Below are 13,716 nucleotides of genomic sequence, written 5' to 3' on the forward strand. Positions count from 1 at the left end.
CCCCCGAACGAGAAAACGCTTTCTCATTCGAACAGGAATCTACCCCAAAATCTTGCGCAGAAACACCAGCTGCCGGATCCAGTGATGTTCCTGGCCGCCTTCGTGGTTGTTGAACCGGTACACGTCGATGTCCTTTACAGCTCCGGTGGCGGATGCGCCGGACGTCCCGGAGCCGTAGGCATTGAAGCTGGCGAAGACGGTGGACGGCGGGCAGATATCGTCCATCTGGGCAGCCGAGTACAGCGCCGGCGCCGTGGCGTACCGGGCCAGGTTGACGCCGTCGAAGTAGTTGAGGACGGCGAGGGTGTCGTCGTAGCGCTCCCGGTGCCGGGCCAGGAACTGGGCGATCTCCGGGTACGGTCCCCGTGGGGTGATGTCGATGGCGCGCGGGAAGTCCTGCAGGAACGGAACGTCGGGCAGCGCGGCGATGACGCCGTCGAGCCTTCCGGCGGTGAGCCCCGCCGTGGCCACCACCAGCCCGCCGCCCTGGCTGACTCCCGCCAGCACTACTTTTGTGGCGTCGACGGCAGGGTGGGCCTGGGCCGCTTCCACCGCGCGGAAGGCGTCAACGTAGACGCGGCGGTAGTAGTAGTCCTCGCGGCTGGCGATGCCCCTGGTCATCAGGCCCGCGTGTGCCACGTCCCCGGCTGACGGATGGGGGTCCGCGGTGTGCCCCAGCGTGCCGCCGTACCCCTGGCCCCGGGTGTCCATAATGAAATGCGCGTATCCGGCCTGTGCCCAGCGCGTGTCCTGGTTGACCAGGCCACGGCCGCCGGAATAACCGATGTAGTTCACCACCACCGGAAGCCGGGCACCTGCCTCCCTGAATGCAGGCAGGTGCAGCCATCCTTTGACCGGCGCGCCGCCAAAGCCGGAGAAGGTGACGTCGAAAGTGTCGATCACCGTGAGGTAGTTCTCGACCGGCTCGAAGGTTGTGTTGAGCGGAAAGGCACGGGCTTCGTCGAGGGTGCCATCCCAGAACGCGCCCAGGTCTTCCGGCGGCGTGACATCGGAGGTGTAGCTGCGCAGCTGTGCCAGGGGAAGGTCGAAGAGGGGCATCGTTGTCCAGTTCTGTTTCTGTTGTTCGGCGGCTCGCGGTGGGTTCTTCTATTTCTACTGCACGGATCCCCTTTCTACTGCAGAGATCCCTGGCTCACGCTGACGAGTGGCTCGTAGCGGTGCAGGCTGGTTCCGGCGGCAACAATTCCACGCAGGAGGGCCAGCCCTCCCGTGGCTGCCCCGGCAGCGCGTGCCTGGACGAGTACGTTGCCAAGGGCGGTGGCTTCGACGGGTCCCGCGATGACCGGTCGGCGGGTTGCGTTGGCGGTGAGTTGGCAGAGCAAGGCGTTCTGGGAACCACCTCCAACGATGTGCACCACGTCCACCTGCCGGCCGGCCAGGCGCTCCGCCGCCGTGATGGTCCTGGCATAGCCTGCCGCGAGGCTGTCCATGATGCAGCGCGTGATGGCCGCGGGGTCGTTCGCCAGGTCCGCACCGGTCCGCCGCACCGCGGCGCGGATGCGGTCCGGCATGTCGTCCGGGGCGATGAAGTCCGCGTCGTCGGCGTTGATCTGCGGCCCGCCCGCGGGAAGTGCCGCGGCGGCAGCCAGCAGGGCGGCAAGGTCCGGCTGGAACCCTTCCCCGGCCCACGTGCGCTGGCATTCGCTCAGCAGCCACAGCCCGCCCACGTTGCGCAGGTAGCGGACGGTGCCGTCGACACCGCGTTCGTTGGTGAAGTTGGCTTCCCGGCTGGCCTCCGTGAGGACCGGATGCTTCAGTTCCAGGCCCACCAGGGACCAGGTGCCGGAAGAGATGTAAGCGAAGCCGTCCCTGCTGTTGTCCGCTGTCGCGGGGACCGCAACGACGGCGGACGCAGTGTCATGGGAGCCCACCGCCACCACTGTGGTTTCCACCGGAAGGCCCACGGCCGCGGCGATGTCCGGCTTGAGGTTTCCGAACGCCTCGCCCGGCTGGATCAGCGGCGGGAACAGGTCCTTCGGCAGGCCCAGTGCGGTGAAGAACTCGGTGGCCCACTCCCCCGCCACGGCGTCGAACAGTCCAGTGGTGGAGGCGTTGGTGGCCTCGGTCCGGCGCACGCCGGTGAGCAGGAACGCGATCAGGTCCGGGATGAGCAGGGCCTGCAGCCCGTCCAGGTTCCGTTCGCTGGCCAGCTGGTAAATGGTGTTGAACTGCAGGAACTGCAGCCCCGTGGTCTGGTACAGGCGCGCCGGGTCCAGGGTGGCGTGGACAGTCTGGACGGCAGCACGGCTGCGGTCGTCCCGGTAGCTGAACGGCTGTGCCACCAGCTTCCCGGCCGCGTCCACCAGGCCGTAGTCCACGGCCCAGGTGTCGATGCCGATGCTCGCGATCGTTTCACCCTGCACCGCCGCGACCGTGGCGGCAGCCCGCAGGCCCTCAATCACCTCGGCGAAGAGGCCGTCGAAGTCCCAGCGGAGGCCGCCGTCGCGCTCCACCACTCCGTTCGGGAAGCGGTGGACGGTCTCCAGCGCCACACCTTCGGGGGAAACCCGTCCCAGCATCACGCGCCCGGAGGAGGCGCCGATGTCGACGGCGGCAAACACGCTGGCGGCAAAATGCGCGTCGACACCGTTCGGAACCGTGCTCATCGGAGGAAGGCTGCGGCCACTCCGGCGTCCACGGGAATGTGCAGGCCGGTGGTGCGCGACAGTTCGTTGCTGGTCAGGACGGCGGCGGCGTTGGCCACGTGCTCGGGCAGGACTTCGCGCTTGAGCAGGGTGCGCTGGGCGTAGTACTCACCCAGTTTCTCCTCGTCGACGCCGTAGACCGCGGCGCGCTTGGCGCCCCAGCCGCCGGCGAAGATCCCGGAGCCGCGGACCACGCCATCGGGGTTGATGCCGTTGACACGGATGCCGTGCTCGCCCAGTTCGGCCGCGAGCAGCCTGACCTGGTGGGCCTGGTCTGCCTTGGTGGCGGAATAGGCGATGTTGTTGGGCCCGGCGAACACCGAGTTCTTGGAGGAGATGTAGATGATATCCCCGCCCATTCCCTGGGCAATCATGACCTTCGCGGCGGCCTTGGCCACCAGGAACGAACCCTTGGCCATCACGTTGTGCTGCAGGTCCCAGTCCTTTTCGGTGGTTTCCAGCAGCGGCTTGGAGATGGACAGGCCGGCGTTGTTGACCATCAGGTCCACCCCGCCGAATGCCAGCACGGCGGCGTCGATCGCCGCCGCGACCTGCGCTTCGTCCGTCACGTCCGCCTGGACGCCGATGGCAACATCGGAGCCGCCGAGTTCCTCGGCGACCTTCTGCGCGTTCTCCAGGTTCAGGTCCGCGATCACCACGCAGGCGCCTTCAGCGGTGAGGCGGGTGGCGATCGCCTTGCCAATGCCGGACGCGGCACCGGTCACCAGCGCGATGCGGGTGGCGTGCGACTTGGGCTTGGGCATCCGCGCCAGCTTGGCTTCCTCCAGCGCCCAGTACTCGATGCGGAACTTCTCGGATTCCTCGATCGGGGCGTAGGTGGAGATCGCCTCGGCACCGCGCATCACGTTGATCGCGTTGATGTAGAACTCGCCGGCAACCCGGGCGGTCTGCTTGTTCGCGCCGAAGGAGAACAGGCCCACGCCCGGGACCAGCACGATGGCCGGGTCCGCTCCGCGCAGGGCAGGGCTGTTTCCGTCCGCATGGCGGTCGTAGTAGGCCTGGTAGTCCTCGCGGTAGTCCGCGTGCAGTTCGTGCAGCCGGGCGATCGACTCCTCAAGGGAGGCGTCCGCCGGCAGGTCCAGGATGAGCGGCTTGACCTTGGTGCGCAGGAAGTGGTCCGGGCAGGAGGTGCCCAGCGCTCCGAGCCGTGGGTGCTCCGCGGCTTCCAGGAAGTCAAGGACGACGGCGTCATCGCTGAAGTGCCCCAGCTGCGGTTTGTCGGTGGAGGCCAGGCCGCGGATCACCGGTGCCAGGGCTGCCGCCTTGGCTCGGCGCTCGGCCTCCGGCAGTGCACCGTACCCGGGCAGCTTGGGCCCGAAGGGTTCGGCCTTGCCGTTGTCCCTGATGTACTTTTCGGCCTGCTCGATGATCCACAGCGAGTTCTGCTCCGCTTCCTCGCTGGTGGCACCCCAGGCGGTGATGCCATGGCCGCCCAGGATGGTGCCGATGGCCTGCGGGTTGGCGTCCTTGATCGCGGCGATGTCCAGGCCCAGCTGGAAGCCGGGGCGGCGCCAGGGCACCCACACCACCTTGTTGCCGAAGATCTTGGTGGTCAGGGCCTCGCCGTCCGCCGCCGTCGCAATGGCGATGCCCGAGTCCGGGTGCAGGTGGTCCACATGTGCGGCATCAACCAGGCCGTGCATGGCGGTATCGATCGAGGGGGCGGCTCCGCCCTTGCCGTGCAGGCAGTAATCGAACGCTGCCACCATCTCATCCTCGCGCTCCACGCCCGGGTAAACGCCCTTCAAAGCGTTCAGCCGGTCAAGGCGCAGCACCGCCAGGTTCTGCTCCTTCAGGGTGCCCAGGTCTCCGCCCGAGCCCTTGACCCAAAGCAGCTGGACATCCTCGCCCGTCACCGGATCCTTTTCCATGCCCTTGGCTGAGGTGTTCCCACCGGCGAAGTTGGTGTTCCGCTTGTCCGCGCCCAGGCGGTTGGAACGGGAAATCAGGTCTTCAACAGTCGTGTTCGTCATAACTTCCTCAGGCGCCCCATCCGGCTTGCTGGCCGCCCACGCGGTCCTCGTTGATCTGTTTCTGGTAGCCGCTGGCCTTGAACGCGGCCATCGGGTCCGCGGGCAGCCCGCGGGATTCACGCCACTCGGCCAGGATGGGCCGGACGTCAGAGTAGAAGGCGTCATTGAAGATGCCGTTGGCGGCCAGGACATCACCGGCGCGCTGGGCTTCGTTCAGCGCTGCGGTGTCCACCAGCAGGGCGCGCAGCGTCATTTCCTGGACGTTGAGCACCGACCGGATCTGGCCCGGGATCTTCTCTTCAAGGTTGTGGCACTGGTCAAGCATCAGGGCCACGCCGGAGTCCTTGCCGTACCCGCCGCCGCGGATCACCTCATGCATGATCCGGAACAGCTGGAACGGATCCGCCGCACCCACAATGAGGTCGTCGTCGGCGTAGAAGCGGGAGTTGAAGTCGAAGGAGCCCAGCTTGCCCAGGCGCAGCAGTTGCATCACGATGAACTCGATGTTCGTGCCCGGGGCATGGTGGCCGGTGTCCAGGCAGACGAACGCCTTCTCGCCCAGCGCCAGGGTCTGGGCATAGGAGCTGCCCCAGTCCGGAACATCGGTGTGGTAGAACGCCGGTTCGAAGAACTTGTACTCCAGCACCAGGCGCTGCTCATCGCCCAGGGCGGCGTAAATCTCCTGCAGGGATTCGGCGAGCCGGTCCTGCCGGCCGCGCATGTCGTCCTGGCCCGGGTAGTTGGTGCCATCCGCCAGCCAGATCTTCAGGTCCTTCGAGCCCGTGGCATGCATGATGTCGATGCAATCCAGGTGATGATCAACCGCACGACGGCGGACGGACTCGTTGGAGGATGTCAGCGAGCCGAACTTGTACTCGTCGTCCTGGAAGGTGTTGGAGTTGATGGTGCCAAGGCCCACGCCCAGGCCGGCGGCGTATTCCTTCAGGGCCGCATAATCATCCACCTTGTCCCACGGGATGTGCAGGGCCACGGTGGGCGCCAGTCCGGTCAGCTCGTGGACCTTGGCGGCGTCCGCCAGCTTCTCCTGGACGGTCCGGGGGGTGCCACGCGTGCCGAACACCCTGAACCGCGTTCCCGAATTTCCATAGGCCCACGAAGGGACCTCGATTGCAAGCTCCCCGAGCCTGCCCAGCGCCGTTGCTACGTCGTTCATGATGGTTCTTTCCGGTGTTTGAGCGTCATTCTGATGCGTTGTGGTTGATGCCCCGCTGCTGGAGCCCTGCTGGTTTTTGTGCCCCGGTCAGCCCGCGGAGGGTTGGGCCGCCAACTGGCTGTCAAGGTTGAAGACTTCCTCAAGGACCTGGAACCCTTCGTCGGGTGCCTGGCCGGAATCTTCGAAAAGCGTTGCCATTTCCGCCTGCCAGCGGGCGTTCACCTCCGTCAGGGCCATGCGGGCACGGACGGCGTCAAAATCGTCGCACTCCACGTACCCCACCAGGAGGCCGTCTTCTCCGAGGAAGAGGGAATAGTTATGCCAGCCTGCCTCCTTGAGGGCGTGCAGCATCTCGGGCCAAACCGCTGCGTGCCGCCGACGGTACTCATCCATCAACGCCGGTTGCACCGAGGAACGGAAGCACACCCTCACTGGAACTCCTCTACAAACTTTTGGATTCTTTGAATCGTTTCATTGTTACGATTCAAAGTACTCTTGGATTTGAGCAGGTGTCAAGCAATGGCAAGAACTTTTGATTTCCCGCGCGGAACCAGCTGCCGCGGGCATATCAGCACGGAGAATCGATGAACCGCACAGCCAGCATCAAGGACGTCGCCACCCACGCGGGCGTGGCCGTAGGCACGGTCTCCAACGTCCTGAACTATCCGGACCGGGTGTCGGATCGGACCAAGGAGCGGGTGCTGCGCGCCATCGACGACCTCGGCTTTGTCCGCAACGATGCCGCCCGGCAGCTCCGCGTGGGGCACAGCCGCACCATCGGACTCATTGTCCTGGACGTGGGCAACCCCTTCTTCACCTCCGTGGTCCGTGCGGCGGAGGACGCCGCCGCACTGCAGGGAAGTGCAGTGCTGCTCGGCGACAGCGGCCACAATGCAGGGCGCGAGGCGAACTACATCGACCTCTTCCAGGAGCAGCGCGTGCAGGGCCTGCTGATTTCACCCGTTGGCGATGTCACGGACAGGCTGGACCTCCTCCGCGAACGCGGAGTGCCCACGGTGCTGGTGGACCGGCTGGCCGACGAATCCAAGTTCAGTTCGGTTGCCGTGGACGACGACGCCGGCGGATACCTTGCCGCCCGGCACCTGCTGGACACCGGCCGCCGTCGACTCGCCTTTGTTGGCGGTCCCACTTCCATCCGGCAGGTGGCAGACCGCCTCCAGGGGGCCCAGCGGGCCGTAAAGGAGGAGCCGGACGCAATGCTGGAGGTTTTGGAAGCCGAGGGACAGACCGTCCTGGCCGGACGCAGCGTGGGCGACACGTTGGTGGAGCGGGGCAGCGCCGAGTTGCCGGAGGGCATTTTCTGCGCCAACGACCTCCTGGCCCTGGGCGTAATGCAGTCACTCACCATGACCCACACGTTCCGCATCCCCGAGGACGTGGCCCTGATCGGTTATGACGACATCGATTTTTCAGTCTCGGCCGTGGTTCCGCTTTCCTCCATCCGCCAGCCGACGGAACTACTGGGCCGGACGGCCATCGAGTTGCTGTCCGAGGAAGTGGAGTCGCAGAATCCCGTCCACCGGTCCGTGGTGTTCACCCCAGAACTGGTGGTCCGGCAGAGCACTGCCGCACGCGGCACAAGCGGGCCCAGCGCCGGCTGACACAGAACTCGCCGGCCCAGCGGCGACGGACACCGGGGAAGGCTACTTGCCGGACTGCTGCAGCCACTTCATGGAGTCGCTCCGGGAAGTGAAGAAGCGCGTGGGGCACGGCGGGACGTGGACGCCCAAGAAGAAATTCGCGATGATCCGGTCCACAGGGCTTGCCCCCAGCAGGGCGATGCGGTTGGCCGCGCAGGGGATGGAGAAGACGGAGCGTGCCTGGATGCTGACATTCTCGGTGGTGGCCATGTCCACCAGCATGGGATAGTTTCCTTCGCCGGCTATGCGGTTCACCGCGGCCATGGCCGCGGTCGCATCCTCAACTTCTATCCGGACGCTGGGCTCCCAGATGAGGTGGATGATGCCGTCGGCGCGCAACTCCACAGTGCCCTTGCCGCCGTCGACCATTACGGGTTCCATATCCCGCCTCCCTCCAGTGGGCAGTTGCTGACTCCCCTATCTTGCCTTAGTGCAGGGAACCCGGAACACGGCGCCCATGCCCAACAGCCTGCAAGCGGCTTGACTAATCAGCATACTTACTAATAGGTTGGTCGACGTGCCGTGGCCCGGATCACCATCCGGCAGCTGCGAGTCGCGGCCCGCGAGGGCTGCATTTGAAACAACTGCATTTGAAATAACCAGTTCCGCCGGGGTTCTCCATGGGGGCGGAGCCTCGGGGGGTTCATTGCGCCGCAACCCGGCGCTGAAAGGATCTACCGAAAATGCGAACAAAGGTCTCAGCTTCAGTCACCGCCATTGCCCTCTCCGGCGCCATGCTCTTTGGCATGGCAGGCCCGGCGACGGCAGCGGCTCCAGCGGCTCCTTCTGCCGCTTCCCAGTCATCACAGGTTGCCAACGTAACGGGAACCATTAACCAGACCATCGACGGCGTCGGCACCTTCGTTGGCTCGTTCACGCCGTCCGGCTTCAGCGCCCAGAACGGCCAGCTGACCGTCACCGGCCTGGTGCAGGGTACCTTCACGGACCTTAACGGCGTGGCCACCCCTGTCACCCAGACGGTAACCACCACCGCTGCAGCCGCACCCTCCACCGCGGCTGCCCTCGCCAGCGGCGGCAGCTGCGACATCCTGAACCTGGTCCTCGGGCCGCTGCACCTGGATCTCCTGGGACTCAACGTGGACCTGAACCAGGTGGTCCTCGACATCACCTCCCAGACCGGAGCCGGCAACCTGGTGGGCAACCTCCTCTGCGCCGTCACCGGGCTCCTCGACGGCGGGACGGGCCTGAGCGGCCTGGCCAACCTGCTCAACCGCCTCCTGGGCCTCTAGTTCCGGCAGGTCAAGAACCTGGAACGCCAGTAAAGCGGGCGGCCCCGAAAGGGCCGCCCGCTTTACTGTCCCGTGCAGGTGCGTGCCGCCTGGAGCTTCTCCACCACCAGGTTTCGGTAGGCAGCCCGGAGCGGTGCCATCTGCCGGAAGCCGATCCGGCCCCCGCCAAGCACCTTGTCCGACGAATCACGCCATTCGAAGAGCGGCAGCCCGTTGATGGAAAATGCCACCAGCGGGCCGTCCTTGAGCACTTCCAGCCGATAGAAGTCCGTGGCGTCTTCCGCAGGAGGCAACGGGTCCGCACCTTGGGCCACCAGTTCGAACCCCGCGCTCTTGCGCAGGTTGCAGGTCCGGAACGCCCGCTCGGGCTGGTACTTGTGCCGGAAATAGGAGACGTGCAGGGCATCAATGTCGCCCGAATGGTACTGCGGGTAGTAGCCGGTCCTGGGTGCCAGGGACGGGCTGAAGAGGTCCAGCCCGCCGTGGCCCGCAGCGGCAAAGAACAGCATGGCAAGGCCTGGCTCAGCAAGGGGCAAAAATTCCCAGCTGATGCGGATGCCGTCCGGAAATTCCTCCGGGCACCAGAACGTCCAGTGTGCATGGTCGCCGAAGTCCTGGTCATCCAGGCTGCCTGACAGCTCCAGTGCGCCCTCAAGGCTGCCTAAGCGTAGCGGCCCCTCCGCCACCCACCCGGCGACATCGTCCGGCCCGGCCAGCGGGTTGCGGTAAAGGACGCCTGTCTCCAGGCCTGCGCTGCCCACCTAGCCGCGTCCCGCCGTCGTACCTGCCAGCCGCTGCTTCGCGCCATAGCCCAGCCCGCCGAGCTGCCGGGCCACCTCCCCCGCCACCAGCGCGGCCCCGTGTTGGGAGAAATGCGTATTGTCAGCCAGGCCGTCCGGCCAGTGTGCGTGCTCTCCCGGCGCGAAGTGGCAAAAGAGCTCCCGGGAGCCGTCCGGCCCCAGCCCGAGGTAAAGGCACCGTGTCCGGGCATTCAGGTCCAGAACTGCGACGCCCAGCTCCAGGGCAAGCTCGCGGACCACCTCCGGATAGTCCTCCAGGCTTTCCTCCAGGACAGCGTCCGACGACGGCACGTCAAGGAAGTGCCGGCGCTCCACCGATGTGCAGAGCACCGTAGCGGCGCCCAGGGCATGCACCTCGGCCACCATGGTGCGCAGGTTCGCCGCATACCCGGTGCGGGCCGCGAGATGCTGCTTCTTCTGGTCGTTGTGGCCGAACTGGATGAGCACCAGGTCGCCCGGGCCTGCCCCGGCGAGCAGGTCCGCCCAGAGCCCCTCACTGCGGAAGGATTCGGTGCTGGCCCCGCCCTTGGCGAAGTTATGCACTGCTGCCCACGTGTAGGTGAGCGGGGCCAAGTGCGCGCCCCAGCCACTCATGGGGAACTCTTGCGTGGGACAGTTGGCGACGGTGGAGTCGCCGGCCAGCAGTATCTTCATGGTGTCCTTTCCTCCAGGCGGGAGTCAGCCCTTGACGGAGCCGATCAACATGCCCTTGGCGAAGTGCTTCTGCAGGAACGGATAGAAAATGAGGATGGGCAGGGTGGCCACCACGATCACGGCGAACTTGATGCCCTGTTCAGGCGGGATGTAGTTGGGGTCCACGTTGCCGGTGCCCAGCAGGTCGGAAGCGGCAGTGACCTGGCGCAGGTACATCTGCAGGGTCCACTTGGAGTTGTCGCTCAGGTACAGCAGGGGCGACATGAAGTCGTTCCAGATGCCCACGGCATAGAACAGCGCGAACGTGGCCAGGACCGGTTTGGACAGCGGCAGCAGGATCCGCCAGAGGATCCCGATTTCGGTAGCGCCGTCCATCTTGGCCGACTCCTCCAGTTCGGCGGGCAGTTCCTGGAAGAAGTTCTTGACGATGATCAGGCTGAACGGGTTGATGGCCGCCGGCAGGATCAGGGCCCAGTAGGAGTTGAGCAGGCCCAGGTCCTTGACCAGCAGGAACGTGGGGATCATTCCGCCGGAGAACACCATGGCGAAAACCACCAGGGAAAGGATCACGTTCCTGCCCCGCAGGGTCTTCTTGGCCAGCGGGTAGGCCATGGTCACGGTGAAGGCCAGCTGGACCAGGGTGCCCACCGCCGTGACCAGGATGGTGGTCACCAGGGCGCGGACGAACGCCGGCGTGGCGAAGATGTACTCGTAGGAGCCCAAGGTGAACTGCTCAGGCCAGACGAAGAATGCCCGGCGGGTAATCTCGGCCTCAGTGGCGAATGACCCGGCGAAGACGTAAACGAACGGCAGCAGCGTGATGATGCCGACCAGGGACAGGAAAACGTAGTTGGCGGCGTCAAAGATCCGGCCGCCGCGGGTGTTGTGGATCTTCATTAGAACAGTCCGCTCTGGTTGAATCGCTTGGCCAGCCAGTTGGTGCCGAAGATCAGCACGATGCCCACCAGTGATTTGAACAGGCCCACCGCCGTGGAGTAGCTGTAGGCGCCCTGGGTGATGCCCACGAAATAGACATAGGTGTCAAAGACGTCGGCCACTTCCCTGTTGAGGGCGTTGGTCATCAGGTAGATCTGCTCGAAGCCGGTGTTGAGCATCTGACCGATGGCCAGGATCAGCATCACGATGATTGTGGAGCGGATCGCGGGCAGGGTGATGTGCCAGACCCGGCGGAAGCGGCCGGCGCCGTCGATGATCGCTGCCTCGTACTGGTCCTGGTCCACGGTGGCCAGCGCTGCGAGGAAGATGATGGTGCCCCAGCCGGTGTTCTTCCAGATTTCCTGGAGCACGATCAGGGGCCGTAACCAGGCGGGGTCGCTCAGGAAATCGATATTGGTGCCCATGACGTTGTTCAGGAACTGGAACAACGGTCCAATGTCCAGGGCGAACAGCAGGAAGCTCAGCGACGCAACAATGGTCCACGACAGGAAGTGCGGGATGTACACCAGGGTCTGGACGGTGCGTTTGAGGACGGACAGCCGGACCTCATTCAGCAGCAGGGCCAGGATGATGGTCAGCGGGAAGGCCACGCCCAGGTTCAGGAACGCCAGGATGAGGGTGTTGCCCAGCAGCCGGGGAAAGTCGGGGTTGGCGAAGAAGTCCTCGAAGTTCCGGAAACCCACCCAGGGGCTGCCGTTCACGCCGAGGAACGGGACGTAGTCCTTGAAGGCGATGGACACCCCGTACATGGGTGCGTAGCGGAACACTGCGAAGTACACCACGCCGGGCAGCAGCAACAGGTACAGCCACTTGTAGTGCGCGAAATGGACGGAGAACCTGCCCCCCTTCCGGGGAGCGGGAGTGGTCTTGCCCACCCGCTCCCCGGCGAGGGTGTCGATGACAGGGGCTGCCATTTACTTGTTGTCCTGCCAGAGCTTGTTGATCTCTTCCTTGACCTTGTTACCGCCGCTGGTGTCCCACAGCTTGATGGCGTCCTTGAGGCCCTGCTCATCGATCTGGCCGGCCAGGTACTTGATCCGGGCATCGGCCACGATGTTGTCCAGTTGGGCGCCCTTGGCAACGTACGTGGCTGAAACATAGGGTGCTGCCGGGTTGTAGACCGCGCTCTTGAGATCCTCCGCCATGACTTCCGTGCGCTTGTCGAAGACCTGCTGCTCGTAGTCGGAGGGCTGCTTCACGGGGTAGAACCCGTTGCCGGCAACGTTCATGCCCAGCTGTGCGTAGCTCTTGATGTCGGTGGTGACGGCCTTGCCTTCCGGGGTTTCCGGCTTGATGGTGGCCGCCTTGCCGTCCTCCACCTTGAAGTTCACACCCTCGATGCCGTTGTTCAGCAGGATCTGGACGTCCTTGCCGTTCATGGTGTTCAGGAACTGCAGGACCTTGTCCAGGTCAGCCTCGGTCTTGACGCTGGCCTTGGGCACGGCCAGGAACCCCGAGTACCCGTCGGTGGGGTGGGCGTGCAGTTTGCCGTCTGGCCCTTCGAGATTGCCCACGAAGCCCACCTTGTTCTGGAAGTTGTTGGGATCCGCCTGCTTAAAGAGGTTGATCAGCACGCTCACGCGCGAATCGACGTCGACAATGATGCCGCCCTTGCCGTTGAAGAACGGCTCGTTCCATTTGGTGCTGTCAAAGGTGGCGAAATCCGGGTTGATGAGCTTTTCGTCCACCATCTTCTTGATGAACCGGTCCGCCTCGAGGAATTCGTCCGTCTCGAAGCTGGGCACGAGTTTCCCGTCCCGCTCCGTCCAGCGGTTCCCGGCACCGTACCATTCCTCGATCAGGTCGTAGGGGCTGTTGGTTCCCAGCGCACCCCACTTGGGGATGGTGATGCCGTAGGTGTCATTTTGGCCGTTGCCGTCCGGATCCTGCTCCGTGAAGGCCTTGGCCACCTTGTACAGGTCCTCGACGGTCTTGGGCGGCTGCAGGCCCAGCTTGTCCAGCCAGTCCTGCCGGAACATCACCGCTGCGCGCATGGGGGCACGGCCACGGAACACGCCGTAGACCTTGCCGTTGACGCTGGCGTTCTTCTGGATGTCCGGGAAGGTGGTTTTGAGGTTCGGGTACTTGTCCAACTTGTCCGTCAGGTCCCAAAAAGCCCCTGCCTGGGCGTTCTTGACGAAGCCCGGAGTTTTACCCTGGATCACCATGACCTGCGGGATGTCCGACCCCGCCAGCGTGATGTTGGTCTTGTCCTCGTAGGATGCGTTGGGCGCCCAGTTGATCTTGACCTGCTTGCCTGTGAGTTCCTCGAGCTTCTTCTGGACGGCACCGTCCGCTGCAGGCGGCTGCGCCTCAAGGAACGGGGCCATGATGGACACCGAGGTGAGGTCCGCGGCCGGTGTGTCACCCCCGCCGCTGCACGCCGTGAGGCTCAGGGCCGTCGCAGTGACGACGGCGGCGGCAAGGGTAAGTTTCCTACGGATCATTTATTTTCCTTTTCCACTTCGTTGGGGTTCTTCGGGCGTTGGCGCCCTGGGTTGATACGTTTCATTTGAACGACACAGGCATGCGCCTGCCACCATCAGGGGTAGCCCGGCTG

General features: G+C 64.9%; 13 protein-coding genes. 2 read left to right on the plus strand and 11 right to left on the minus strand.

Annotated elements, in window-relative coordinates; translation table 11 throughout:
• Positions 1 to 39: 39 nt before the first annotated feature.
• The 5 genes from LFT44_RS16570 to LFT44_RS16590 form a co-directional block, all read right to left on the minus strand.
• Positions 40 to 1,059 (minus strand): acetylxylan esterase, encoded by a 1,020-nt coding sequence (locus LFT44_RS16570; protein ID WP_236799519.1) that lies wholly within the window; start codon positions 1,057 to 1,059, stop codon positions 40 to 42.
• A gap of 74 nt (positions 1,060 to 1,133) precedes the next feature.
• The gene (locus LFT44_RS16575) at positions 1,134 to 2,627 is read right to left on the minus strand and encodes a rhamnulokinase (protein ID WP_236799520.1); all 1,494 of its coding nucleotides are present in this window, start codon (positions 2,625 to 2,627) and stop codon (positions 1,134 to 1,136) included.
• Positions 2,624 to 4,660 (minus strand): bifunctional aldolase/short-chain dehydrogenase, encoded by a 2,037-nt coding sequence (locus LFT44_RS16580; protein ID WP_236799521.1) that lies wholly within the window; start codon positions 4,658 to 4,660, stop codon positions 2,624 to 2,626. The genes LFT44_RS16575 and LFT44_RS16580 overlap by 4 nt, the downstream gene beginning before the upstream one ends.
• A 7-nt stretch (positions 4,661 to 4,667) precedes the next feature.
• The gene (rhaI, locus tag LFT44_RS16585) at positions 4,668 to 5,834 is read right to left on the minus strand and encodes an L-rhamnose isomerase (RefSeq protein ID WP_236799522.1); all 1,167 of its coding nucleotides are present in this window, start codon (positions 5,832 to 5,834) and stop codon (positions 4,668 to 4,670) included.
• 87 nt (positions 5,835 to 5,921) lie between these two features.
• Complete coding sequence (locus LFT44_RS16590) at positions 5,922 to 6,266, minus strand: L-rhamnose mutarotase (protein WP_236799523.1); 345 nt, start codon at positions 6,264 to 6,266, stop codon at positions 5,922 to 5,924.
• Between the two features lie 152 nt (positions 6,267 to 6,418).
• On the opposite strand from LFT44_RS16590, the gene LFT44_RS16595 reads away from it, so the two are divergent.
• Positions 6,419 to 7,456, plus strand: a complete 1,038-nt coding sequence (locus tag LFT44_RS16595) for a LacI family DNA-binding transcriptional regulator (protein WP_236799524.1) — start codon at positions 6,419 to 6,421, stop codon at positions 7,454 to 7,456.
• A 42-nt stretch (positions 7,457 to 7,498) separates the two neighbouring features.
• Here LFT44_RS16595 and LFT44_RS16600 read toward each other — a convergent pair whose 3' ends face one another.
• Complete coding sequence (locus LFT44_RS16600) at positions 7,499 to 7,876, minus strand: DUF7793 family protein (RefSeq protein ID WP_236799525.1); 378 nt, start codon at positions 7,874 to 7,876, stop codon at positions 7,499 to 7,501.
• A gap of 302 nt (positions 7,877 to 8,178) precedes the next feature.
• Here LFT44_RS16600 and LFT44_RS16605 point away from each other — a divergent pair, with 302 nt between their 5' ends.
• Positions 8,179 to 8,745: an ABC transporter substrate-binding protein gene (locus LFT44_RS16605; RefSeq protein ID WP_236799526.1), complete on the plus strand. Its 567-nt coding sequence runs from the start codon at positions 8,179 to 8,181 to the stop codon at positions 8,743 to 8,745.
• Positions 8,746 to 8,807: 62 nt separating this feature from the next.
• Here LFT44_RS16605 and LFT44_RS16610 read toward each other — a convergent pair whose 3' ends face one another.
• The 5 genes from LFT44_RS16610 to LFT44_RS16630 are packed head-to-tail and all read right to left on the minus strand — an operon-like array spanning position 8,808 to position 13,603.
• Positions 8,808 to 9,506 carry a DUF1961 family protein gene (locus tag LFT44_RS16610; protein ID WP_236799527.1) on the minus strand — a complete coding sequence of 233 codons (699 nt, stop codon included), beginning with the start codon at positions 9,504 to 9,506 and terminating at the stop codon, positions 8,808 to 8,810.
• On the minus strand, positions 9,507 to 10,199 hold the full coding sequence (locus LFT44_RS16615; protein ID WP_236799528.1) for a rhamnogalacturonan acetylesterase: 693 nt from the start codon (positions 10,197 to 10,199) through the stop codon (positions 9,507 to 9,509).
• Between the two features lie 24 nt (positions 10,200 to 10,223).
• Positions 10,224 to 11,096 carry a carbohydrate ABC transporter permease gene (locus LFT44_RS16620; protein WP_236799529.1) on the minus strand — a complete coding sequence of 291 codons (873 nt, stop codon included), beginning with the start codon at positions 11,094 to 11,096 and terminating at the stop codon, positions 10,224 to 10,226.
• Positions 11,096 to 12,070 (minus strand): ABC transporter permease, encoded by a 975-nt coding sequence (locus tag LFT44_RS16625; protein ID WP_236799530.1) that lies wholly within the window; start codon positions 12,068 to 12,070, stop codon positions 11,096 to 11,098. Before LFT44_RS16625 ends, LFT44_RS16620 begins: the two co-directional genes overlap by 1 nt.
• Complete coding sequence (locus tag LFT44_RS16630) at positions 12,071 to 13,603, minus strand: extracellular solute-binding protein (RefSeq protein ID WP_236799531.1); 1,533 nt, start codon at positions 13,601 to 13,603, stop codon at positions 12,071 to 12,073. It lies immediately after the preceding gene.
• Positions 13,604 to 13,716: the final 113 nt, after the last annotated feature.

Source organism: Arthrobacter sp. FW306-05-C (assembly GCF_021801725.1).
GTDB lineage: Bacteria > Actinomycetota > Actinomycetes > Actinomycetales > Micrococcaceae > Arthrobacter.